This window comes from Mycobacterium sp., assembly GCF_035633495.1.
In the GTDB taxonomy this organism is placed as follows: Bacteria; Actinomycetota; Actinomycetes; order Mycobacteriales; family Mycobacteriaceae; genus Mycobacterium.
Genome location: NZ_DASQEU010000077.1, coordinates 66,675 through 89,731, shown reverse-complemented (window position 1 = coordinate 89,731; position 23,057 = coordinate 66,675). Strand labels below are relative to the sequence as shown.

18 protein-coding genes and 3 pseudogenes are annotated in these 23,057 nt (G+C 67.6%); 8 read left to right on the top strand and 13 right to left on the bottom strand.

The features are described from left to right. Positions 1-4: 4 nt before the first annotated feature. The gene (locus tag VET27_RS12385) at positions 5-1,285 is read right to left on the bottom strand and encodes a septum formation family protein (protein ID WP_526518437.1); all 1,281 of its coding nucleotides are present in this window, start codon (positions 1,283-1,285) and stop codon (positions 5-7) included. A gap of 175 nt (positions 1,286-1,460) precedes the next feature. Further along, positions 1,461-3,629: an acyl-CoA dehydrogenase family protein gene (locus VET27_RS12380; protein WP_526518435.1), complete on the bottom strand. Its 2,169-nt coding sequence runs from the start codon at positions 3,627-3,629 to the stop codon at positions 1,461-1,463. Positions 3,630-3,719: 90 nt separating this feature from the next. On the opposite strand from VET27_RS12380, the gene VET27_RS12375 reads away from it, so the two are divergent. From VET27_RS12375 to VET27_RS12365, 3 genes and pseudogenes are all read left to right on the top strand, one after another. Further along, on the top strand, positions 3,720-4,943 hold the full coding sequence (locus VET27_RS12375; RefSeq protein WP_526518433.1) for an alpha/beta hydrolase: 1,224 nt from the start codon (positions 3,720-3,722) through the stop codon (positions 4,941-4,943). 4 nt (positions 4,944-4,947) lie between these two features. After that, positions 4,948-6,360, top strand: a pseudogene (locus VET27_RS12370) (WS/DGAT/MGAT family O-acyltransferase). A gap of 161 nt (positions 6,361-6,521) precedes the next feature. Next, a complete protein-coding gene (locus VET27_RS12365; protein WP_526518431.1) occupies positions 6,522-7,946 on the top strand; it encodes a DUF4185 domain-containing protein in 1,425 nt (474 codons plus the stop codon). Here VET27_RS12365 and VET27_RS12360 read toward each other — a convergent pair. The 7 genes and pseudogenes from VET27_RS12360 to VET27_RS12330 all read right to left on the bottom strand — a co-directional run bounded on the left by VET27_RS12360 (position 7,943) and on the right by VET27_RS12330 (position 13,607). Next, positions 7,943-8,116, bottom strand: coding sequence for a hypothetical protein (locus VET27_RS12360; protein WP_526518464.1), 174 nt, complete (start codon positions 8,114-8,116; stop codon positions 7,943-7,945). The genes VET27_RS12365 and VET27_RS12360 overlap by 4 nt on opposite strands. A 103-nt stretch (positions 8,117-8,219) precedes the next feature. Beyond that, positions 8,220-8,336: pseudogene (locus VET27_RS12355) on the bottom strand (hypothetical protein); the annotation flags it as partial. A 180-nt stretch (positions 8,337-8,516) separates the two neighbouring features. After that, positions 8,517-9,871 (bottom strand): annotated as a pseudogene (locus tag VET27_RS12350) (class I adenylate-forming enzyme family protein); the annotation flags it as partial. A gap of 53 nt (positions 9,872-9,924) precedes the next feature. After that, positions 9,925-10,665: a 1-acyl-sn-glycerol-3-phosphate acyltransferase gene (locus VET27_RS12345; protein WP_526518429.1), complete on the bottom strand. Its 741-nt coding sequence runs from the start codon at positions 10,663-10,665 to the stop codon at positions 9,925-9,927. A 154-nt stretch (positions 10,666-10,819) separates the two neighbouring features. Next, positions 10,820-11,335 (bottom strand): hypothetical protein, encoded by a 516-nt coding sequence (locus tag VET27_RS12340; RefSeq protein WP_526518427.1) that lies wholly within the window; start codon positions 11,333-11,335, stop codon positions 10,820-10,822. A 107-nt stretch (positions 11,336-11,442) separates the two neighbouring features. After that, positions 11,443-12,453 (bottom strand): acyl-CoA dehydrogenase family protein, encoded by a 1,011-nt coding sequence (locus tag VET27_RS12335; protein ID WP_526518425.1) that lies wholly within the window; start codon positions 12,451-12,453, stop codon positions 11,443-11,445. Next, positions 12,450-13,607, bottom strand: a complete 1,158-nt coding sequence (locus VET27_RS12330) for an acyl-CoA dehydrogenase family protein (protein WP_526518422.1) — start codon at positions 13,605-13,607, stop codon at positions 12,450-12,452. Before VET27_RS12330 ends, VET27_RS12335 begins: the two co-directional genes overlap by 4 nt. Before the next feature lie 82 nt (positions 13,608-13,689). Here VET27_RS12330 and VET27_RS12325 point away from each other — a divergent pair, with 82 nt between their 5' ends. Together VET27_RS12325 and VET27_RS12320 are read left to right on the top strand one after the other, a co-directional pair. Beyond that, positions 13,690-14,595 carry a helix-turn-helix domain-containing protein gene (locus VET27_RS12325; RefSeq protein WP_526518420.1) on the top strand — a complete coding sequence of 302 codons (906 nt, stop codon included), beginning with the start codon at positions 13,690-13,692 and terminating at the stop codon, positions 14,593-14,595. Position 14,596: 1 nt separating this feature from the next. Further along, complete coding sequence (locus VET27_RS12320; protein ID WP_526518418.1) at positions 14,597-15,121, top strand: dihydrofolate reductase family protein; 525 nt, start codon at positions 14,597-14,599, stop codon at positions 15,119-15,121. Here VET27_RS12320 and VET27_RS12315 read toward each other — a convergent pair. Further along, positions 15,118-15,744: a TetR/AcrR family transcriptional regulator gene (locus VET27_RS12315; RefSeq protein ID WP_526518416.1), complete on the bottom strand. Its 627-nt coding sequence runs from the start codon at positions 15,742-15,744 to the stop codon at positions 15,118-15,120. The genes VET27_RS12320 and VET27_RS12315 overlap by 4 nt on opposite strands. Next, positions 15,744-15,881 carry a hypothetical protein gene (locus VET27_RS12310; protein WP_526518413.1) on the bottom strand — a complete coding sequence of 46 codons (138 nt, stop codon included), beginning with the start codon at positions 15,879-15,881 and terminating at the stop codon, positions 15,744-15,746. Before VET27_RS12310 ends, VET27_RS12315 begins: the two co-directional genes overlap by 1 nt. Positions 15,882-16,058: 177 nt before the next feature. On the opposite strand from VET27_RS12310, the gene VET27_RS12305 reads away from it, so the two are divergent. The 3 genes from VET27_RS12305 to VET27_RS12295 are packed head-to-tail and all read left to right on the top strand — an operon-like array spanning position 16,059 to position 20,604. Then, entirely contained in the window at positions 16,059-16,874 is an 816-nt protein-coding gene (locus VET27_RS12305) for an enoyl-CoA hydratase/isomerase family protein (RefSeq protein ID WP_526518411.1), read from the top strand. A gap of 53 nt (positions 16,875-16,927) precedes the next feature. Next, on the top strand, positions 16,928-18,763 hold the full coding sequence (locus tag VET27_RS12300) for an acyl-CoA dehydrogenase C-terminal domain-containing protein (protein ID WP_526518409.1): 1,836 nt from the start codon (positions 16,928-16,930) through the stop codon (positions 18,761-18,763). A gap of 5 nt (positions 18,764-18,768) precedes the next feature. Further along, on the top strand, positions 18,769-20,604 hold the full coding sequence (locus tag VET27_RS12295; protein ID WP_526518407.1) for an acyl-CoA dehydrogenase C-terminal domain-containing protein: 1,836 nt from the start codon (positions 18,769-18,771) through the stop codon (positions 20,602-20,604). An 81-nt stretch (positions 20,605-20,685) separates the two neighbouring features. On the opposite strand, the gene VET27_RS12290 is transcribed toward VET27_RS12295, so the two are convergent. Further along, positions 20,686-22,155 (bottom strand): aldehyde dehydrogenase, encoded by a 1,470-nt coding sequence (locus tag VET27_RS12290; RefSeq protein WP_526518405.1) that lies wholly within the window; start codon positions 22,153-22,155, stop codon positions 20,686-20,688. A gap of 55 nt (positions 22,156-22,210) precedes the next feature. Further along, positions 22,211-22,975: a class I SAM-dependent methyltransferase gene (locus VET27_RS12285; RefSeq protein ID WP_526518403.1), complete on the bottom strand. Its 765-nt coding sequence runs from the start codon at positions 22,973-22,975 to the stop codon at positions 22,211-22,213. Positions 22,976-23,057 lie beyond the last annotated feature (82 nt).

Here is a 23,057-nt window from a genome sequence, read left to right as displayed (position 1 = left end):
TTGCTCAAGCGGCCGGCGGTGCGGGCTCAGGCGGAATGTAGCCGGGCAGCGTGATCGGCGGAAGGCCAGGGATCTCCAGAAGCCCGGGCGTGGGGCCGGTACTGGTCTCGCTGGGTGGAGTCGCGGGTCCCGGCGGCGGGCCCAGGGCCGGCGGCGGTTCGGCGGGCGTCGCCGTTGGCGTCGCCGTCGTGGCGGTGGTCGTGGGCGGAGGCGGCGGGGCGGGCGGTGGCACTTCGGTGGGCAGCGGACCCACCGGAATCAGAGGCTCCTCGTAGACGGGTGGCGGCGGTCGCGGCGCGTTCGACGTACTGGGCGGTGGCGCCGCAGGGGGCGGAAGATCCGCGGGCGACAGGGTTCTGACGCTCCCCGTGGTGGGGGTCCAGCCTTGCTCGGCGGGCTTGCCGACGCTGCACGACACCTGCCTGCTGCCCGCCGCCCAACTCGCGGGGGACACCGGCTCGTAGCCGAGGATCAGTCCAGTTGTCGCCAGGGTGCCGGGCGCCAGGTAGGCGTCGGCGACCCGGGTGCAGGCGGCGCCGATGAACGCGCGCTGGTCCGCGTCGGACGACAGGGCCCCAGGGAATCGTTCGGCGAGACTGACGGCGCCGGTGACCTCGAGGCCGTGCGGGGCCGAGCAGTCGACGGGAATGTCCGTCGAGCGGTTGGACGAATCGATGTCGAGGCAGGTGCCCGCCGGCCAGACCTTCGACTGATCGAGTTCGACGATGCGGCCCTGGAAGGGGATGGGCTTGCCCTCGGGGCCGAGAAGTTGAAGTCCGCACAACAGGTTTCGGCTACCGGCGATGGCGCCGTCGGCGTCGCCCGCCCAGAGCACACTGATGGTGAACCGGCTGTTGGGGTCATAGCGAGTGCCGAGATACTCGCGCACCGCGAGCTGGCAGGGCTCCCCGAAGCCGTTCATGTCGACGGGCTTCGCAACCTCGAACATGTGGTCGGAGCGGCACTGGACGAAGGATGGCTTGTCGGGTGCGTCCGGGGGCCAGCTCAGGCACGTACCGGTCCCCGCGTTGCTGAACACGATGCTTGCGCGGCTGCCGCCGTCGGCCGGCGCTCTGGTTTCCGGGGTGGAGGTGAACAATTGGATTACGCCGCCGACGAGCAGGACGACCATCACCAGGGTGAGAATCCCTCGCCGGTGCGCCCGGGCCAGCCGACGTTCGGCGTCGCCGTCGGCGCCCGAGCACCGGTCCTCGAGCGCGGCGAGAACCGACGCGAGGTCGGGAGCACCCTTGCCGGCGGGCGCGGACGCGCGGGGGTCCGTCACCGCCTACCCGGCCTGTCGCAGTGTCGGCACGTACCCGCTTTCCGCATCGGTTACCTCGCCGAATTTGCTCGTCACGGACATAGAGCTTGGCACAGCCGGGAAGGTCACGCCACGTCTGCGGCCGTACCGTGACCAGCTTCAACGTCATACCGTGTCTCGAGCGCACGATTCGTCACTACTTCAACAGGGGATCCCGCGGGAGGCCGAGGATGCGCTCGGCGATCGTGTTGCGGGTGATCTCCGACGTGCCGCCCGCGATCGTCATCGCGCGGTTGCCCAGATAGGTCGTCGTCAGCCCCGGGGTCTGTCCGACGGCGGCGGCGGATCCGGCCAGTTCCATCCCCAACCCGGTCAGTCGCTGCAACTGTTCGGCCAGCAGCAGCTTGGTCACGTTCCCCTCGGGTCCTGGCTCGGCGCCCGCGATGGCGCGGGTGACCCGCCTCAGGTTGAGCAGCCGCAACGTGTGGGCCTCGGCGATCACCTCGCCCACCCGCCGTACGTGGGCCGCCGCGGTCTCGGCGGGCCCGCCGTCGAGCAGCTTGACCAGATCGTCCACCGTGAACCCCGTGGATGCCGACGAACCACCACCGATCGAGATGCGCTCGTTGCCGAGTGTCGCGCGGGCCACCAACCAGCCGCGGTTCACGTCGCCGACCACATCGGAATCGGGGACGAAGACGTCATCCAGGAAGACCTCGTTGAAGTGGGCGTGACCGGTGATGCCCTTCAGCGGATTGATCGTCACCCCAGGCGCCTTCATGTCGATCGCCACCATCGTGACGCCCGCGTGCTTGGCCGCGCCGGGATCGGTGCGTACCGTCGCCAGCCCCCACTGGCACTGCTGCGCCAGGCTGGTCCACACCTTCTGGCCGTTGATCAGCCAGCCGCCGTCGACCTTCTTGGCGGACGTGCGCACCGCGGCGGCATCGGAGCCGGCGCCGGGTTCGGAGAACAGCTGGCACCACATCACCTCGCCGCGCAGCACCGGTTCGACCCAGCGTTCGCGCTGATCGTCGTTGCCCGCCTGGGCGATGGTCAGCGTGACCCAGCCGGTGATGCCCATGTCGGCACGATCGACCGCCTTGAACTCCTCCTCGATCACCAATTGCTCCAACACTCCGGCATCCCGGCCCCACGGCTTCGGCCAGTGCGGCACCAGATAACCAGAGTCGACCAGGAAGTCGCGTTGCTGCTCGGCGGGAAGGGACTTCCAGGTGGCGACGGCGTCGCGGGCGGACGCACGGAACTGCTCGGCCTCGCCGGGCAGCGTGAAGGATGCACCGTGGGCGTGCCCGCTGCGCTGTCCCTCGACGACGTCGACGAGAGGATCAGCCCCGTCGGCCATGATCGCCGCAAGCGTGCGTGCTCGGCGCAGGTACAGGTGCGCGTCGTGCTCCCAGGTGAAGCCGATGCCGCCGTGCAACTGAATGTTGCACTCTGCGTTGACGATCTGAGAACGAATCGCATGTGACGCGGCCACCGCTGCTGCGAACCATGCGCCGTCCAGATCGTCGGCCCGTGCGGCATCCCACGTCGCCGCCGTGGTCTCCTCGGCGTTGACGAGCATGTTGGCGGCGTGGTGCTTGACCGCTTGGAACGTACCGATGGTGCGGCCGAACTGTTCGCGCACCTTGGCGTACTCCACCGCCATTTCCAAGGTGGCCCAACTGATTCCGACGGCTTCGGCGGCCGCCAGGGTGCGGAATACGGTGCGCGCCCGGCGGACGGCGCCGCGAAGCACGCGCTCCTCGGCGACTGTCACGTTGCGCAGCGCCACCGAACCGACGCTGCGGGTGGTGTCCAGCGAGGAAAGAGAGGTCATCGTGACACCGTCGGCCTCCGAGTCGAGGATGACGACGTCATCCCCCGCCACGACGACGAGGACGCTCGCGTCCGGCGCACCGAGGACGGCGGGACTCTCGCCCGTCACCGTAAGGTCCGACCCGACGGTGATGCTGCCGGATAGTCCGAGGGCGCCAATCACGCTGCCGTCGGCCAGCCCGGGCAGTAGTTGCGCCCTGAGGGCATCCGTCCCGCAGCGGTCGATCACCACCGCGGCCGACATGCTCGGCAGGAAGGGGCCCGGGCAGAGTTCGCGGCCCTGCGCCTCCAGTACGACGGCCAACTCGGACAGGCCGAAGCCGGACCCGCGGTACTCCTCGCCGATCGCCAGCCCGGCCCAGCCGACGGCCACCGCGGCCGACCACAGGGTGGCGGGGTGGTTCGACTCGCCGGCGAGTGTTCCTCTTGCTGCAGTCCGACTCTGCAGACGGCTGAGCTGGCCGTTCGCCGCTTCGGCGAGTTCGCGGTGTTCGTCGGTGATCGCTAGCGCTGAGTTACCCACGACATCGACTAAACCACCGTGGAGGTGCGATTGGTAGACAACTTTCCGCAGGTGTCGTGTACCCGCGGGTAACCGGGGTACTCTCGCGCAATGACGGCACGACCGGATACCCGGTACCCCGGACCGACGAAGACCACCCGGTTGCGCTGGCTACTCAGAGCGGGTCCCGCCGACCACATGCTGGCGATCAGCGTTGCGGCGACGTCGTTGCCCCTGGTCGGCAAGTACCTCGAACCCCTCGGTGGCGCCACGGCGATGAGCATCTGGGGCGTCCGGCAGACACCGAGCTTCGTGAGCGCCGCAGTGAAGTCATGGTTGACGCCCGGCATCGGCGAGGTGAAGAAGCGAGAGCGCGACGTCACCAACGCCGTTGCCGAAGAAGCGCTGCGTGGGGTGATACCCGCGAAGGCACTCGACATCGATTGGCCGGCGCCCGACCGCACCCCGCCCGTCTGGAAGGCGCTGGAGCACCGGCGCAAGGTCTACCGGACGTCGGTTCGCTACGGCGACAGCCCATCTCAACTGCTCGACGTGTGGCGGCCGAAGGAGCTTCCTGCCCAACCGGCACCGGTGCTGCTGTTCGTACCGGGTGGCGCTTGGGTGCACGGAAGCCGGATCCTCCAGGGCTATGCGCTGATGTCCCATCTGGCCGAGATGGGCTGGGTCTGTCTCTCGATCGACTACCGCGTCGCTCCCAATCATCCGTGGCCTCAGCACCTCACCGACGTCAAGACGGCGGTTGCGTGGGCTCGCGCCAACGTGGACAGATTCGGTGGTGACCGCAATTTCGTTGCGCTGGCTGGCTGTTCGGCCGGTGGACACCTCGCCGCGCTGGCCGGACTGACGCCGAACGATCCCGAGGCGCAGGCCGATCTGCCCGAAGGGTCCGACACCTCGGTGGACGCCGTCGTCGGCATCTACGGCCGCTACGACTGGGAGGACCGCTCGTCCGTCGAGCGGGTGCGGTTCGTCGACTTCCTGGAACGAGTCGTGGTCAAGCGCCGAATCTCCAGGCACCCCGAGATCTACCGCAAGGCCTCGCCGATCGCCCGCACGCATGCCGACGCGCCGCCATTCCTCGTCATCCACGGCAGCGCTGACACCATCATCCCGGTGCAGCAGGCACGGGACTTCGTCGAGAAGCTGCGGAGCGAGTCGCGCTCGGTCGTCGGCTACGTGGAGTTGCCGGGCGCCGGACACGCTTTCGACATGACCGACGGGGCCCGCACCGGTTCGATGGCCACGGCGATTGGCTTGTTCCTCAACGAAGTTCATCGAAACCAGACGATGGTCGGGGCAAGGGAAGTTATATAGCCGCGTGAAGAGGCTAAGCGGATGGGACGCGGTACTCCTGTACAGCGAAACGCCGTCCGTGCACATGCACACGCTGAAGCTGGCGGTGATCGCGCTCGACGAGCTCGGGGGCCGGACGTTCGGCGTCGACGACTTCCGCAAGGTGATCCACGGGAGGCTCTACAAGCTCGACCCCTTCCGCTACGAACTGGTCGACATCCCCCTCAAGTTCCACCACCCGATGTGGCGGGAGAACTGCGAGGTCGACCTCGAATACCGCATCCGTCCGTACCGGGTGGACAGCCCCGGTGGCCGGCGCCAACTCGACGATGCGGTCGGCAAGATCGCCAGCACGCCGTTGGATCGCAGCAAGCCGCTGTGGAAGATGTACTTCATCGAGGGCCTCGCCAACGGCCGTATCGCCGTGCTCGGCAAGATCCACCACGCGCTGGCCGATGGTGTCGCGTCGGCCAATCTGATGGCGCGGGGGATGGATCTTCAGACGGCTCCCGACGACCGGGATTCCTACGCCACCGATCCCGCGCCCACCAAGTCGGAACTCGTCCGGACGGCCTTCGGTGATCACCTGCGCCAGATCGGACGGCTGCCGGGCGTGATGCGGTACACCGCACAGGGGATGAGTCGGGTGCGCAAGAGTTCACGCAAGTTGGTCCGTAACTGACCCGTCCGTTCACCCCGCCGCCCAGCTTCATGAACCACATGGTCGACGGGACGCGCAGGTTCGCCACCGCCACGTTGGCGCTCGCCGACGTCAAGGAGACCGGCAAGCATCTGGGTGTCACCATCAACGACATGGTGCCCGCGATTTCGGCCGGGGCGCTGCGGCGGCTTCTGGAGAAGTACGACGGCCGAGCCGACCATCCGCTGTTGGCTTCCGTCCCAGTGAGTTTCGACTTCTCGCGCGATCGCATTTCGGGGAATTGCTTCACGGGTGTCATGATGACGCTTCCCGTGGAGATGGAGGATCCGCTCGAGCGGGTGCAGGCGGTGCACGACGCCGCGGTGTCCGCCAAGGAGACGCACCACTTGATGGGTCCGTATTGGTGAGAGGGTGGTCGGCGTACTTTCTGCCTGCCCCCGCCGAGGCGATGTTTCGCTGGCTGGCCAACACGGACGGCCAGAACAAGGTGCTCAATCTACCCATCTCCAACGTGCCCGGCCCTCGTGAGCACGGCCGTGTCGGCGGCGCGTTGGTGACCGAGATCTACTCGGTGGGTCCGCTCACGACCGGTTCCGGGCTCAACATCACGGTGTGGAGCTACGTCGATCAACTGAACATCTCGGCGTTGTCCGACGGGGCCACGCTCGAGGATGCGCACGAGCTGACCGACGCGATGGTCGAGGCGTTCATCGAAACTCGGCGTGCCGCAGGGCTTTCCGAGGCCTCACCGTCGTGGAAGGTGTGATGGCCCCGTAGTCCGGTGCCGCGACCGTGCGCTGGGGAAACCGATTTGGTTGCGACACGGTCACGGATGCGTACCAAGCCGTCACGCACTGGGCACCACCGTCCCACTGGTCACTATCGTCACATCTGCCAGTTGCCGACGTCAACGCGACGTCCCCTGTGAAAGGTGTGACATGTCGCCGCGTCGTCGAATCGCATCCGCATCGGTGGCATCGGCGGCCGCCATCGGACTCTGCGTCGTCGTCGGCGTCGCGCCACCGGCGAGTGCCGAGCCGTGTGAGGGTGCAGCGGCGGCGGCCCAGCCGCTGCCCGGTCAAGCGTTCGAGATCCCCAGTCCGTCAGGCATTTCGCCGTTCAACCGCCCGATCGGGCACAAACCCGTCGGGGCGAATGACGCAGCCCCGCTTCCGAAACTGGGACTGCTGCCTGCCCTCCTCAAGGCGCTCACTCCGCCCGCCGCGCCGGTACGGCAGCAAGCGGCGGTCGTGCCCTCGCCCAACCCCGCGGGCGCGGCCACCCCGCAGCAACCGGCTGCGGCTCAGCCCGCCCCCGCCCCGGTGGCCGCGCCCGCGCCGGTGTCCACCGCGCCTCCGGGGACATCGCTCGTCGGATGGGTGACGGGGCCGGACAGTCCGAACGAAACCATCAAGCGGTTCGCCGTCACCGGGACCGACCTCGGGATCATGTGGGACAACGGCGACCCCGCCAACAATCAGGTGCTCATGGCCTTCGGCGACACGAACGGCTACTGCGGCATCCCCGGCAAGCAGTGGCGGTACAACACGCTGTTCCGCAGCCAGGACCGTTCTCTGGCCAAGACGGTCGCGGTGCCCAACGGCGTTGTCTCCAATAAGTATTCCGGTTCACCGGTATGGCGGCCGGGCATCTCCAAGCAGGTCATCAACACCATCGGACAGGCGCCGCAGGAGACGGGCATCATCCCGACCGCAGGCGTCGCGGTCGGGAGAAACCAGTACCTCAACTTCATGTCCATCAGAAGTTGGGACGCCAACGGCGCGTGGTCGACGAACTACTCGGCGATTGCGATGTCCCCCGACAACGGCGAGACCTGGGGCGTCTACCCGGGAACCATCCGCACTCCCGGAGCGGGCAACGAGAAGTTTCAGATGGGGGCGTTCCTCAAGCCCGGGCCCGGTGATCCCTACCTGTACACGTTCGGGACGCCGAACGGGCGCGGTGGATCGGCTTACGTGGCGCGGGTGTCGCCGGGGCTCATCCCCGACCTCACGAAGTACGAGTACTGGAACGCCGACGACGGATCCTGGGTCCCGGGAAGTCCGGCGGCTGCGACGCCGGTGATCCCCGGCCCGGTGGGCGAGATGTCGGCCCAGTACAACACTTATTTCAAGCAGTACCTGGCGCTCTACTGCAACGGAGCCAACGACGTCGTGATGAGGACGGCGCCGGCGCCGCAGGGACCATGGAGCCCCGAGCAGGTGCTGGTGACGTCCGGTGAGTTTCCCGGCGGCATCTATGCGCCATACCTGCATCCCTGGTCGACGGGCAAGGAGCTGTACTACAACCTGTCGCTGTGGTCGGCGTACAACGTCATGCTGATGCACACTGTCCTGCCCTAGCCGCGCTTGGCCTTCACCCAATCGAGGAAGTGGCCCACCGCGATCGCGGTGTAATGCCCGTGTGGTGAGCCAAAGAAGTCGAATGCGTGCTGCGCGTGCGGAATCTCTGCGTAGACGACGGTGTCGTCGGACTTCTGCTCGAGCGCGTCGGCGAACTCCCGGCCTTCGATGACCGGAATGATGGAGTCGTCCGTTCCGTGCAGGACGAAGAACGTCGGGGTCGCCGTCGTAGTCGGCGATGTTCTCCTTCACCCAGGCCAGCGCGCGCTTCACGTCGACGATGTGGGCAGGCCAGGTGTTGCGCGGGCTCACCCGATAGGCCATCGACACGCAGATCCAGCCGCGTTCGGTCATGTGGGTCATCAGCGGGTACGCCTGCGGACGTCGCATTCCGATCGCCCACGCACCGCCCGGCACCTGCAGCAGTACGGGCGCCTTCCCGTCGAGCGGGAGGTCGGCTCGGTGCCAGATGTCGGCGACATTGGCCCGATGTGGGCCGTATCGGACGATGTCGGTCTTCTTGACGTACTGGCGTCGCGCCCATGACGTGCGGAGCACACCACCGCGCCGGACGGACGCCTCGGTGACCTCCGGGTGCGCCGCCAGCGTGGTCTCCACCTCGATGGGATAGACGTTCTCGCCCCCCGAGACGATCATCTCGTCGTCGCGGCCCACCACCTACAACCGGCGGGTCGCATCGACCTAATCGACGTCGCCGCTGGACATGTAGTCGTCGTGGAAGTCCTTGGTGGCACCGGAGGTGTAGCCGTCGAACTGCGTGGAGTTGCGCACGAAGGTGGTGCCCACGTCGCCAGTGGGCACCTCGCGGCCGTCGGCGTCGAGGATCCGGATGTCGGTGCCCTCGGCGGGTCTGCCAGCGGCGTCCGGCGCCGCGCGCAGGTCGGCGGGCGTCGCGGTGGCGATCATGCCCGCTTCGGTGGCGTTGTAGTTGTTGTAGATGACGAACCGGTCCATGAAGCTGGTGACGACGTCGGGCCGCATGCGGGAACCCGATGCGGCGGCGAACCGGAGCGAGTGGCCGCTGTAACGCGAGAGCACGTCGTCCGGGCAGGGTCATGATCCGGTCGAACATGACTGGGAAGACGCACAATCCGGTGGGTTGGTGCCGGTCGACGAGCGCGAGCGTGGCTTCCGGATCGAACTTCCGCCGGGTGACGACCGTACACGCCATCGTCGCCGGGAACACCAACTGCGAGAAGCCCAGGCGTGAAACATCGGTGCGACGACGACCGTGACTTCCTCGGCGTGCCAGGGGGTTCGGTCGAGAATGCCCTTGAGGGTCATTGGGCTGCCGCCAGAGTGGCTGGTGCCCTTGGGTGTTCCCGTCGTCCCGGATGTCAGCAGGATCACCCTGGACCTGGCTTCGGCGCGCCGGGGTGGCTGCCGATGTGCTCGCCGATCATCGTCTCGACGGTGAGCTCCTGCGCTCCGGAGGTGTCGGTCCAGGCGACGATCCGGACGGTGTCTGGGCTGTCGGCCAGGGCCCGGTCGACGGTCGGGGTGAACTCCTCGTCGCAGACGACGGCATCGACGTGCTCGCGCGAAACCACCTCGGCGAGTGCCGGTCCCGCGAAGGACGTGTTGAGCAGCAGGACGTCCGCGCCGATCCGGTTGGCGGCGATCAGCGACTCGACGAAGCCACGGTGGTTGCGCGCCATGATCCCGATGACGCACGGGGCACCGCCGGGCATGTCCTGCAACGCGGCCGCGAAGGCATCGGCGCGCTGGTCGATGTCGCGCCACGTCAGCGTGCCGAGCTCGTCCACCAGGCCGGGCCGGTCGGGGCAGCGCTGGGCCGCACTCGCGAAACCCGAAGTGATGCCCATGTTCTCGCGGGCCATGGCCGCGGCGATCCGCAGATATTTGTCCGGCCGCAGCGGAGCGATGACGCTGGCCCGCGCCATCGTGGTCAACAGGCCGAGTGTGCCGGTGAGTTGGTCGGTGATGGCCACGGTGGTCAGCCAAGCACGTCAAGACGTCGTTCCGCGGCCAGTTCGTCGAGAGCGTGTTGCATGACGTGGCGGACGTGCGCGTCGACCTCGTCGACGTCGGGATCCTCGCCGAACTCGGCCACGATGTCGATCGGCGGCAGCACTCGCGTGACGATCTTCGTCGGCAGCGGAACGTTCACCGGGAGCACGGCCGACAGGCCGAACGGGAAGACGAAGGAGATCGGCAGGATCTTCACGCGCAACAGCTTGTCGAGCCGCAGTGTCTTGGCCATCCACTCGCCGCGGGACAGGAACAGTTGCGCCTCCTGTCCGCCGATCGACACCGAGGGCATGATCGGCACGCCGGCGTTCAGCGCGGCCCGCACGTAGCCGGTGCGGCCGTCGAAGTCGATCTTGTTCTCGGACAGGGTCGGACGGTAGACGTCGTAGTCACCACCGGGGAACACGACGACGACACCGCCGGAGCGCAGCGCCTCGTCGGCATTCTCGTGGTTGGCCGGGATGAAGCCGGTCCTGCGGAAGAAGTCGCCGGTCGGGCCGGTGAAGATGATGTCGTGGCTCAGCGTGTAGACCGGCCGGTCGAAGCCGAACTTCTCGTAGAAGCCCGTCGCGAACACCGGCACGTCCATGGCGAACAGCCCACCCGAATGATTGCCGACCACCAGTGCGCCGCCCGGCGGGAAGTCGTCGAGTCCGAGTACCTCGGAGCGGTGGTAGCCCTTGATCAGCGGGCGGATCCACGCCATCACCCGTTCGGTGAGTCCCGGGTCCCACTTGGTGACTCGCTTGGTACGACCTCGGACGGCTGATGTCGTCCGCGTTCACGATGCCCCCTGCAGAATGGAACGTGTTCTAGTTCCAGCCTACCCGGGGCGGGTGCGGACGCGGTAATCGCGGAGGCTAGAAGGAGATTGCGAAACCCGACGAGTAGAACTCGGCGGGTGTCTGCGAGGACGCGGATGGCCGTTCGACGATGACCCAGGCCCCGGTCGCACCCGATTGGACGGGACCCTGGAACGTCGTGCTGCCGACGCCTGCCGCGTCGGTCTGCAAACCGCCGACGAGGACGCCTGGAGCACCCGCCGCGCAGCCCATCGGCGAACGCGGAATCTGGATGACGCGCACGTCATAGTGGGTGGTGGGCGTCGCGGTGGCCATGTCGATGGTGGTGACGATGCTGCCGGAGTCGGCCCCCATGTGGGCCGTCGCGCGGGCGTAGCCGACCGCGGGGACCCATTTGAGGAGCGTGCCGTCGCAGGCGCGCCACTGGCTCGACAGCGGTATCACGGACGTCGAGATGCTCGGCGGCGCCGCCGAGGCGCGCGGAGCGGCCACCGACACCGAGGAAAGCAGAGACCCCACGCCGATCAGGGCCGCCGCGAAGGCGACAAATGTCGTCGACGTTAATTTGATCACAACACACCATAGTGCCGGTCCCGGCGCGTACCGCCCAATTGTCCGCATCACAGAAGTTGTGTGATGTTGACCTGAACCGCGATTGAGGTCGCAACATGAATTCATGACTAGGAGCCGACGACGAGGCTCCACGCATCCTCGGCGGCCAGCGCCATCCGGCCGAGGCGGGTGGCGTGCTGCCCCGTGGTGCCGAACTCGTCGGCCCAACTCCGCGCCCGCATCGTGGCCAGCCAGAGCGGGTGCTCGGCGGTGACGCCGATGGCGCCGTGCAGTTGGTGCGCGATCGTGGTCACCGGGCCGACGGCACGGCCCACCGCCACCTTGGCGACCGTCACCGCGAAGTCGGCGCGCGGACTCTCGAAGCCATGGTCGTTGGCTGCGGCGACGGCCAAAGCCGTTGCTGCGCGGCTTCGTTCGACTTCGCCGATCATCGCGGCCAGGGAATGCTGAACGGCCTGGAACGCGCTGAGCGGCCGGCCGAACTGTACGCGTTCCCGGGTGTGCGCGGCCGTCAGGTGTACCGCCGCATCGAAGGAACCGACGATCTGGACGCACCGCGCCCACGCGCCTCGGCGCTGAAGTTCGTCGCCGACGCTGCGGGGGAGTCGGTTGACGTCGTCCACGGACAGATCGAACGGCACTTCTCCGCGTGGCTCGCCCGCCAGGTTGTACGTCGTCGCCGCCGGACCTCGATCGAGCAGTGCGACGAACGTCGCGTCGGCTGAACGCGCGGCCAGCACGACCGATCCCACCGCGGGCCACGGCACGTCGACGGCGGTTCCGGCGATCCGTCCGCCACGCGGTTCGACGTCGGCGATCGCCACCGTCAAGGGGCCGTCATCGGGCACCACGAGGTCCGCCGTGCCGGCCAACCACGCGGCAAGCACATCGGTTTCGGCGATCGGCACGGCCGCCGCGTACCGAGCCAAGCCGCCGAGGACGACGGCGGACTCGGCCGGATCGGCGCCCTGCGCACTGGTCAGCCTCGTCAACCCGGAGGTCTCCAAGACGCGCCACAGGTCTTCGTCGAACCTTTCGGGTAGGCCGTGATGTCCAACGCGCGCGTCGTACGACCGCCGTCCGATCTCCTCGATCAGCTGCCTCAACTCGTCGTTCACGTGGCCGCCTTGGCGATCAGGCCGCGCAGAACCTCGTTTGTGCCGCCGCGCAGGGTGAACAGCGGTGAGTGCACCCGTGCGGCGTCCAACAGCGCACGCAGACGCGCACCTTCGGGCCCGTCGACGCCGTCGATCAGGTCGGCGGCCCGCTCGACGGACTCCTGCTCGAACCGGGTGCCGACATCCTTGACCAGAGCTGCCTGGGTGTTGGCGTCCTGTCCCGCGGTCAAGGCCCGCGCCACCGACACCGACAGCTGGCGCAGCGAGATCATCCGGGCCACCAGATCGCCGACGTCCGCGGCGGTCCGGTCATCGACGTCCCGGCGGCGCAGCGCCGCGACGATCTCGAACAGCATCGTCGCCGTGGACAGAAAGCGTTCGGGCCCACTGCGTTCGAAGCCCAACTCGGAGGTGACCTGGTGCCAGCCCGCACCGATCTCGCCGAGCACGTCATCATCGGTGAGCCGGACGTCGTCGAACAACACCTCATTGAAGTGGTGCTCGCCGTTCATCAACACGATCGGGCTTATGGTGATGCCCGGCAGGTCGGTCGGCACGATGAACTGACTGAAGCCGGCGTGACGATGGTCGGGGTCCAGCGGTCTGGTGCGGGCCAGCACGACGACCTGATGGGCGAGGTGCGCCCCGCTCGTCCACACCTTGGTGCCGTTGAGCACCCATCCATCGTCGGTGCGCGTCGCCCTGGACTGGACGGCTGCGAGGTCCGAGCCCGCGCCGTGCTCGCTCATGCCTATCGCGGAGTACAGACGCCCGGCGGCGATGAGCGGCAGAAGGCGCTGCCGCTGCTCCTCGGTCCCGTACGCCAACAGGCCGGGTGCCACCTGGCGGTCGGCGATCCAATGCGCGCCCACCGGAGCACCGTGAGCCAACAGTTCCTCGGTCACCACGTAGCGGTGCAGATAACCGGTCCCGTTGGCCGGTACCCGTCCGCCGTATTCGACGGGGATGGTCAGCCCGATGAAGCCGGCCTCGGCGAGCCGGATGCTGAACTCGGTGTCCCAGCTGGACAGCCAGCAGTCCACCGCGGGCGTCCACCCGAAGGAGTCGCGGTCGGCAGCCAGGAACGCCCGGACCCCCGAGCGGAGCTCGGCGAGATCGGCGTCATTGGCACACAGCACATCGAATTCGCTCACTTAGTAGACGAGTCTAGTGCGGCGGTGAGACAGCAGGAATCGTCATGTCGCTTCCCGCGGCGCCGGACCATACTCGGTGACTGTGAGCGATCAGCCTCGACGAGACCGTCTGCGAGAGTTGCTCGACGCCGTCGTCGACGGTGACAACTCCGACGTCGCCGAGATGGCGCGCGGCAGCTTCGCGTCCCCGTTCCACTTCTCCCGACAGGTCAGTCGGTTGACCGGCGAGCCGCCTGCGGCGATGCGGCGTCGGGTCATGTTGGAGCGGGCCGCCTGGCGACTGCAACGCGGCGAAGGCGTCGCAGCGGTGGCCGCCGAAGAAGGCTGGTCGTCGCCCGAGGTGTTCTCGCGTGCCTTCCGGCGCTCGTACGGTGTGCCACCGTCGCAGGCCGGTGACGTCGAGTTCCGGCTTGCCGCACCCAACGGCGTGCACTTCCATCCGCCGGAGTCGCTGTGGCTGGACAGCGTGGACGACGCCAAGCCGCCCGACGTCTCCCACCTGATGGTGGCGCATGACGTCGCGGACACCGCCTACCTCATCGGCAAGGCCGGCGAACTCACCGAAGATCAATGGTGCGAACGGCTTTCGCCGGGGCAGGTGGTCCTGGACTGGGACGGTGAAGAGCCCAGCGTCGGTGCGGTGCTCAGCGCCATCGTGTGGACGAAGGAGGTATGGCTCGCGAGCATCGAGGGGCGCGACCAACCCGAGCGCCCCGGGCTGCGGCCCGCCGCGCAACTCGCCGACGACCACGCGGCGGTGTCCGCGCGCTGGACGGCGATGGTGATCCAGCGCGCCGAGCAGGGGCGGCTGGGCGACACCGTCATCGATGCACTGTGTGACCCGCCGGAGTCCTTTCAGCTCTACGGCATCGTCGCGCACGTGCTGACCTACGCGGCGCATCGGCGGGAACTGGCCCGGACGATGCTCGCCCGCCACGGCGTGCTCGCAGGCCGCGGCGACCCCTTGGACTGGATGAGGAGGAACTGACATGGCGACCGTCTACTACACCGCGTCGAGCCTCGACGGTTTCGTCGTCGACGAGGCGAACAGCCTGGACTGGCTCACCTCGCGCGCCGTCGACGCCAACGGCGCGTTCGGCTACGAAGCCTTCGCGAATGACGTTGGGGCACTTGCGATGGGATCGTCCACCTACGAGTGGTTACTCGCGAACCATCCCGGTGAGTGGATGTACGAACAGCCGAGTTGGGTGCTCACGCACCGGCCCGACGTCATCGCGGATGGTCACCCCGTACAGACGTTCGCCGGCGAGGTCACCGAACTGCACCCCAGATTGGTGTCGGCGGCGAGGGACGGGGACGTCTGGGTCGTCGGTGGTGGCGTCGTCGCGGCACAGTTCGCGGCCGCAGGCCTCATCGACGAGATGGTCGTGACGTATGCGCCGTGCTCGCTCGGCGAGGGCGCACGCGTGCTGCCGCTGCGCTCCGAATGGGTCCTGCAGGAGGTGGCGCGCAACGCCGACTTCGTCTGTGCGCGTTGGGCGAAGGCTGCTTAACGCTCGGCGGAAGGCAGCCCGAAGCGTTGCACGAATTCCCTTGACTTGATGAGGAACTCGACCTGTCGTGCGACCTCGCGCAGGGGGTCGGAAGTACGGGTCGAGCGGCACAGCACCACGGCGCCCTCCAACGCGGCGATACAGGTCACCGCCAGTGATCCGGCGTCGGCGTCGTCGAACCCGTCGGCGGTGAACGCGCGGCTGAGGGCCGCCCGCCAGCGGTCGAAGATGTCACCCGCGATGTCGGTCAGGGCGGGATCGTCGTCGGCCGAACCGATCGCGGCAGCGACCACCGGACAGCCCGCGGCGAAGTCACTGTCGGCAAGCGTGCGCTCCCAGAACGCGACGAACTGGCGCACCAGCGAGATGCACCCCTGCGTGGCGGCGTCGTCGATGACGGCGGTGATCGAATCCCCCGCGTACAGCAGGGCCTCGGTGAGCAGCTGACTCCGGCCGTCCGGAAAGTGGTGGTACACCGAACCGCGTGGGGCACCGCTGCGCGCCAGCACCTCGTCGATCGTGACGCCGGCGGCGCCCTTCTCGCGCAGCACCTCGGCGGCCGTGAGCAGCATCCGGTTCCGGGTCGAGCCGCGCTTGTTGGTGATCTTGGCGGGGGCTGGCATCAGGCGGCGGCGCGCGGGTGGCGCTGCTTCCAGTGACGCCACTGTGTCATGCGCGGCGTACGCAGGGAGGGGTCCGGACGGTCACCGACGGTGTGCGTGAACCTGCGGCCCAGGACGTTGATCTCAACGATCCACATGGGTACCTCCCTAGCTATGTCATCGAGCATAAATCGCGTAACACAGCCAAGCAACGAATGTATTCCTCGTCACAGAAGCTCAGTGGTGAGAGGCTGATGAACGACATCGGGATTGCAGGTCGCCACTCCAAAATATGGTATATTGCATAATCCGCCTCGATGAGGTTCACTCCGGGGGTGACCACTGCGAATACCGTCGACCCCGACCCGACTCTGGGTAGCGTCACCCTCGAACGGGACGGACACGTACTCGTCATGGGCCTCAACCGCCCCGAGAAGCGCAACGCCTTCAACGTCGCCATGCTGGCGGACCTCTCCCGCGCCTACGCACTGCTGGAGGGCGACGACGACTTGCGGGCCGGCGCCCTCATCGCCCACGGCGAGCACTTCACCGCGGGCCTCGACCTGGAAGACGTCGCCCCGTACATCACCGCGGGGCGCGATCCCATGCCGGAGGACGGCCGTGACCCGTGGCGCCTCGACGGCGCGTGGACCAAGCCCGTGGTGGCCGCCGCGCACGGACGTTGCCTCACCCTCGGCATCGAACTTCTGCTGGCCGCGGACATCCGGATCGCGGCGGCGGACACCCGCTTCGCGCAGATGGAGGTGCTGCGCGGCATCTACCCGTTCGGGGGAGCGACGATACGGTTTCCGCGCCAGACGGGCTGGGGAAACGGCATGCGCTGGCTGCTCACCGGGGACGAGTTCGATGCGGCCGAAGCGCACCGGATCGGTCTGGTGCAGGAGGTCGCGCCCGATGCGGCCGCAGCGGCGGCCAAGGCCAGGGAGATCGCCCATACGATCGCCGATCGGGCGGCGCCGTTGGGCGTCCGGGCGACGTTGGCCTCGGCGCAGTTGGCGCGCGCCGAGGGTGATTCCGCCGCAGTCGCCGCACTCCGTCCCGAGGTGACGCGCCTGTTCGGCACAGCGGATGCCGCCGAGGGCGTGCTGTCCTTCGTCGAGCGCAGGTCCGCCCGGTTTCGTGGTTGCTGAGGCGTAATCGGACTACGCTTCAGGGCGCAGTTCGACCGCGAAAGGCGCAAGACATGGGCCACTACAAGAGCAATGTGCGCGACCTCGAATTCAACCTCTTCGAGGTCCTCCAACTCGAGAAGGTGCTGGCATCCGGCGAGTTCGGCGATCTGGACGCGGCGTCGATCCGCGACATGCTGAGCGAGGCCGCGCGACTGGCCGAAGGGCCACTGGCCGAGTCGTTCGCCGAGTGTGACCGTCATCCGCCGACGTTCGACCCGGACACCCACGCGGTGACGCTGCCGGAGCCGTTCAAGAAGTCGTTCAAGGCGTGGCAGCAGGGCGAGTGGTTCCGGATCGGTCTGTCCGAGGATGTCGGGGGCGTGCCTGCACCCTCGATGCTGTCCTGGGCGATCAACGAGTTTCCGCTCGGCGCACAGCCTGCCGCCTTCATGTATCTGGCCGGACCGGTGCTCGCCGGCATCCTGCACGCGGAGGGCAACGAGCAGCAGAAGCATTGGGCCGCACTGGCCGTCGAACGCAACTGGGGCGGCACGATGGTGCTCACCGAGCCCGACGCCGGTTCCGACGTCGGCGCCGGCCGCACCAAGGCGGTCGAGCAGGCTGACGGCACGTGGCATCTCGACGGTGTGAAGCGCTTCATCACCAGCGGTGACTCCGACGACCTCTTCGAGAACATCGTTCACATGGTGCTCGCCAGGCCCGAGGGTGCGGGCCCGGGCACCAAGGGCCTCTCGCTGTTCGTGGTGCCCAAGTTCATGCCCGACCCCGAGACGGGTGAACCCGGTGAACGCAACGGCGTGTACGTCACCGGTGTCGAGCACAAGATGGGTCTCAAGGTGTCGGCGACCTGCGAGCTGACCTTCGGCCAACACGGCAAGCCGGCGGTCGGGTGGCTGGTCGGCGACACGCACAACGGCATCGCCCAGATGTTCAAGATCATCGAGTATGCGCGAATGATGGTGGGCACCAAGGCAATCAGTACGCTCTCGACCGGATACCTGAATGCGCTCGACTATGCCAAGACGCGAATCCAGGGCGCCGACCTGACCCAGATGACCGACAAGGCCGCGCCGCGCGTCAGCATCCTGCACCATCCCGACGTCCGACGGGCCTTGCTGACGCAGAAGGCCTACGCCGAGGGTCTGCGCGCGCTGTACCTCTACACCGCAGCGCATCAGGACGTCTCGGCGGCGAACGTCGTCTCGGGTGCGGATGCTGGAATGGCCGATCGCGTCAACGATCTGCTATTGCCCATCGTCAAGGGCGTCGGGTCCGAACGCGCCTATCAGACGCTGACGGAGTCCCTGCAGACCTTCGGTGGCTCCGGCTTCCTGCAGGACTATCCGATCGAGCAGTACATCCGGGACGCCAAGATCGACTCGCTCTACGAGGGCACCACGGCGATCCAGGCGCAGGACTTCTTCTTCCGCAAGATCGCCCGCGATCAGGGCGGCGCTCTCGCGCACGTGGCAGGTCGGATCCAGGCGTTCCTCGACACCGAATCGGCGCGAACCGAACTCGCCGACTGCCGCGAGAGACTGGCCTCCGCGCTGGCCGACGTCCAGGCGATGGTCGGCACCATGACCGGTTATCTGATCGCATCCCAGCAGAACTCGCGTGACCTGTACCGCGTCGGGTTGGGCTCGGTATCGTTCCTGCTCGCGGTCGGCGACCTCTTCATCGGGTGGATGCTACTTCGAGGCGCCGAGATCGCCCTGGACGCACTCGACGGCGAACATTCCGATCGCGACCGCGCGTTCTACTCCGGAAAAATCACGGCGGCAAGGTTCTTCGCGAACAACGTGCTGCCGAGGCTGACCGCCGAACGCAAGATCATAGAATCGGTCGACCTGACCACGATGGACCTCGACGAGGGATCCTTCTAACCACCGTGAGCCACTACAAAGCCAACGTCCGGGACCTGACGTTCAACCTCGTCGAGGTGCTCGGCCTCGAAAAGGCTCTTGCCAGTGGCCAGTTCGGCGGGCTCGACGTGGACGACGTCCGCAGCATGTTGGACGAGGCCGCCCGACAGGCAGAGGGTCCGTTGGCCGCGTCGTTCGAGGAGAGCGACCGACGTCCGCCGACGTTCGATCCGGAGACCCATTCGGTGGCGCTGCCGGAGGCGTTCAAGGAATCGGTGCTGGTGTGGCAGCGAGGAGAGTGGACGCGCATCGGCCTGGCCGAGGAGATCGGCGGCCTCCCCGCGCCCGCGATGGTCAGGTGGGCGATCAACGAGTTCCTCGTCGGTGGTCTGCCCGCGGCCTTCTTCTACCTCGACGGACCCCCGATGATGGACGTCCTCTTCGATGTCGGCAACGAGCAGCAGAAGCATTGGGCCGCATTGGCGGTCGAGCGCAACTGGGGTGCCACCATGGTGCTCACCGAGCCCGACGCCGGCTCCGACGTCGGCGCCGGGCGCACCAAGGCAGCGGAGCAGTCCGACGGCACCTGGCATCTCGACGGCGTCAAGCGGTTCATCACCTCCGGCGACTGCGACGACCTGTTCGAGAACATCGCCCACCTGGTGTTGGCGCGGCCCGTCGGTGCGGTGCCGGGCACCAAGGGCCTCAGTCTGTTCCTCGTCCCGAAGTTCATGCCCGATCCCGAGACGGCGGCACCCGGAGAGCGCAACGGCGTCTACGTCACGGGCCTCGAGCACAAGATGGGCCTGGCGGCGTCGGCGACGTGTGAACTGACCTTCGGCCAGCACGGCAGGCCCGCGGTCGGCTTTCTGGTGGGCGACCGCCACGAGGGCATCGTGCAGATGTTCAAGATCATGGAGTTTGCGCGAATGGCCGTGGGCGGCAAGGCCATCGCTACGCTGTCGACGGGTTACCTCAACGCCCTCGAGTTCGCGAAGACGCGCGTTCAAGGCTCCGATCTGACCCAGATGACGAACAAGACGGCGCCCAAGGTGACGATCCTGCACCACCCCGACGTCCGCCGTTCCCTGCTGATGCAGAAGGCCTATGCGGAAGGCCTGCGGGCGCTCTACCTCTACACTGCGGCGCACCAGGACGACGTCGTCGCGGAACTGGTGTCGGGCGCGGACGCCGACGTTGCCCGACGCGTGAACGACCTGCTGCTGCCGATCGTCAAGGGGGTCGGTTCGGAGCGGTCGTACCAATACCTCTCCGAATCGCTTCAGACGCTGGGTGGTTCCGGCTATCTCAAGGACTATCCGATAGAGCAGTACATCCGGGACGCCAAGATCGACTCGCTCTACGAGGGCACCACGGCGATCCAGGCGCAGGACTTCTTCTTCCGCAAGATCGCCCGCGACCGCGGCGTCGCACTGGATCACGTGCTGAACCAGATCCGGACCTTCGTCGAGAGCCCCGCCGGCCAACCCGAACTCGTCACCTGCCGCACCGTGCTGGCCACCGCCGTCGCCGACGTGCGCGCGATGGTCGCCACCCTCACGGGGTACTACGTCGAGGCGAGCACCGATCCGCGCGAGGTGTATCGCGTGGGCCTGCAGTCGGTCCCGTTCCTGCTCGCGGTCGGCGACCTGATGATCGGATGGCTGCTGTTGTGGCACGCCGAGATCGCGTTGTCGGCGCTGGACGGGGAGCCGTCCGAACGCGACCGTGCCTTCTATCGCGGGAAGGTCACCGCCGCAACGTTCTTCGCGGCGAACGTGCTGCCCCGCCTCGGTGCCGAGCGTAGGGCGATCGAGTCCACCGAGTTGGCGGCGATGGAGCTCGAGGCAGAGGCGTTCTAATAGCTCACTGCTCCGCTCTGCGTTGGCGGCGAGGGTCACTCGCACTTTTGCGCCATGGACGCAGAGCGGAGCCAGTTACGACTACGGCGTGTAGCCGAAGGGCAGCAGCACGCTCTTGGACTCGCAGTACTGCTCGATGCCCTCGGGGCCGTTCTCGCGGCCGATGCCCGAGTTCTTGTAGCCGCCGAAGGGTGCACCCGGATCGAACGCGTACATGTTGACCGCGTAGGTGCCGGTGCGGATCTTCTTGGCGATCTCCAGCGCCTTCGGGAAGTCCTGCGTGAACACGCTGCCCGCAAGGCCGTACACCGAGTCGTTGGCGATGCGCACCGCGTCGTCCTCGGTATCGTAGGGAATCACCGCGAGCACGGGCCCGAAGATCTCTTCCTGCGCGATGGTCATCGAGTTGTCGACGTCGGCGAACACCGTGGGCTGGACGAACCATCCGCTGTCCAGGCCCTCGGGGCGACCGCCGCCGGTGACGATCCGCGCGCCTTCCTCGACGCCCTTCTTGATGTAGCCCTCCACCCGCTCGCGCTGCTTCTCGGAGATCAGCGGGCCGATCATGGCGCCGGGGTTGTCGGGCAGGCCGATCGGCATCGCCGCAACGGCGGCCGACAGCTTCTCCACGACCTCGTCGTAGCGCGACCGTGGCGCCAGGATGCGGGTCTGCCCTACACATGCCTGTCCGCAGTTCATCAGTCCGGAGAACACCAGCATCGGCAGCGTCGAGTCGAGGTCGGCGTCCTCGAGGATGATCGCCGCGGACTTGCCGCCGAGTTCCAGCGTGCAGGCCTTCAGGTTCTCGGCCGCGATCTTGGCAACCTCCTTGCCGACACCCGAGCTGCCGGTGAAGGTGTACTTGTCCAACTGCGGATTGGCGGTCAGCGCGCGTCCCGTCTCGGCGCCGCCGGGCACGATCGAGAGCACGCCCTCGGGCAGTCCGGCCTCGGCGAACATCTCCGCCATCGCGAACACCGACAGCGGCGTCTCGGCGGCAGGCTTCAGGACCACCGTGCAGCCGGCAAGCAGGGCGGGGCCGAGCTTGTTGGCGGCCAGGAAGAAAGGGACGTTCCACGCGGTGACGGCGCCGACGACGCCGATGGGCTCCTTGAGCACCAGGGTCTGGCCGTAGATGCCGTCGCGGATGTCCTGCCAGGTGAACTTGTCAGCGGCACCGACGTAATAGTTGAACGACGACATCGCGGCGCCGTACTGCATCATGTCGACGATGGTGGGCGGCTGGCCCGTCTCGGCGGCCAGAAGGAACTTCAGCTCGTCGGCGCGCTCCTCCATGATCTTGACCGCGGCACCCAAGACGGCGGCGCGCTCCTCGGGCGAGGTGTGGGGCCACGGACCCTCGTCGAACGCCTTGCGCGCGGCGGCGCAGGCTGCGTTGACGTCGGCCTCTGTGGCCATGGGAACCTTGCCGACCAACTCGCCGGTGGCCGGCGAGTGCACTTCGATGACCTCGGAGGTGGACGGCTCGACCCACTTGCCGCCGATGAACAGCTTGTCCCACTCGGTCTTGAACGCCGTGCTCTGTGTCATGAGCGTCACATTACCCATCACAGGGCCAAACGAGAACCTGTTGCAGTTCAGACGTTCAGTGCGGTTGCAACACCAGCACCAGGTTGCTGACCAGAAACTCCCGCAGCACCGGCACACGCGTCATCCACCAGGCCCATCGTGGGTGGTAGCGGGGAAAAGCGGCGATCAACGTCCCAGTGCTCGCGGCCCACTCGAGGCCGTCGGCAGCGGACACCGGGAACAACGACGAGCCGTAGTCGTTCTTCGGCCGATGCCCGTGTGTGCGGGTGTACCGCTCGGCGGCCCGCGCACCGCCGAGGTAGTGCGTCAACCCAGTCTCGTGGCCACCGAACGGGCCGAGCCACACCGTGTACGACAGCACCACGAGCCCGCCGGGCTTGGTCACCCGCAGCATCTCGCGCCCCATCCGCCACGGGTCGGGTACGTGTTCGGCGACGTTGGAGGACAGGCAGACGTCCGCGCTGTCGTCGGCGAACGGCAGTGCCATTCCCGAGGCGCGGACGAAGTTGCCGGTGCCCCGCACCCCGGCTGGCCCGGCGTGCATCTCCCTCGGGTCGGGCTCGACGCCGACGTAGTGCACGCCCGCCTCGCCGAAGGCGGTGGCGAAGTAACCGGGTCCGCCACCGACGTCGAGCAGCGTTCGCCCCGTGGGTGCCGTGCCGTGCAGCGACGTCCACAACGCGGTGACGAGGGCGAGGGTGTCGTCGGCGAGGGCGCCGTAGAACCGGGCCGGATCACGCTGCTCGAATCGGAACTCGCCCAGTAACCGCACCGAGCGCGCCAGGGTGGCCTGGCTGGCGAAGAGGTCGGTTGCGGGCATGGGGTCGACCCTAGGCGGCAGCTAGGCTGACGAGGATGTCTGCCCAGTCCGAACACGCTCCCGGGTCGCTGTGCTCTCCCCC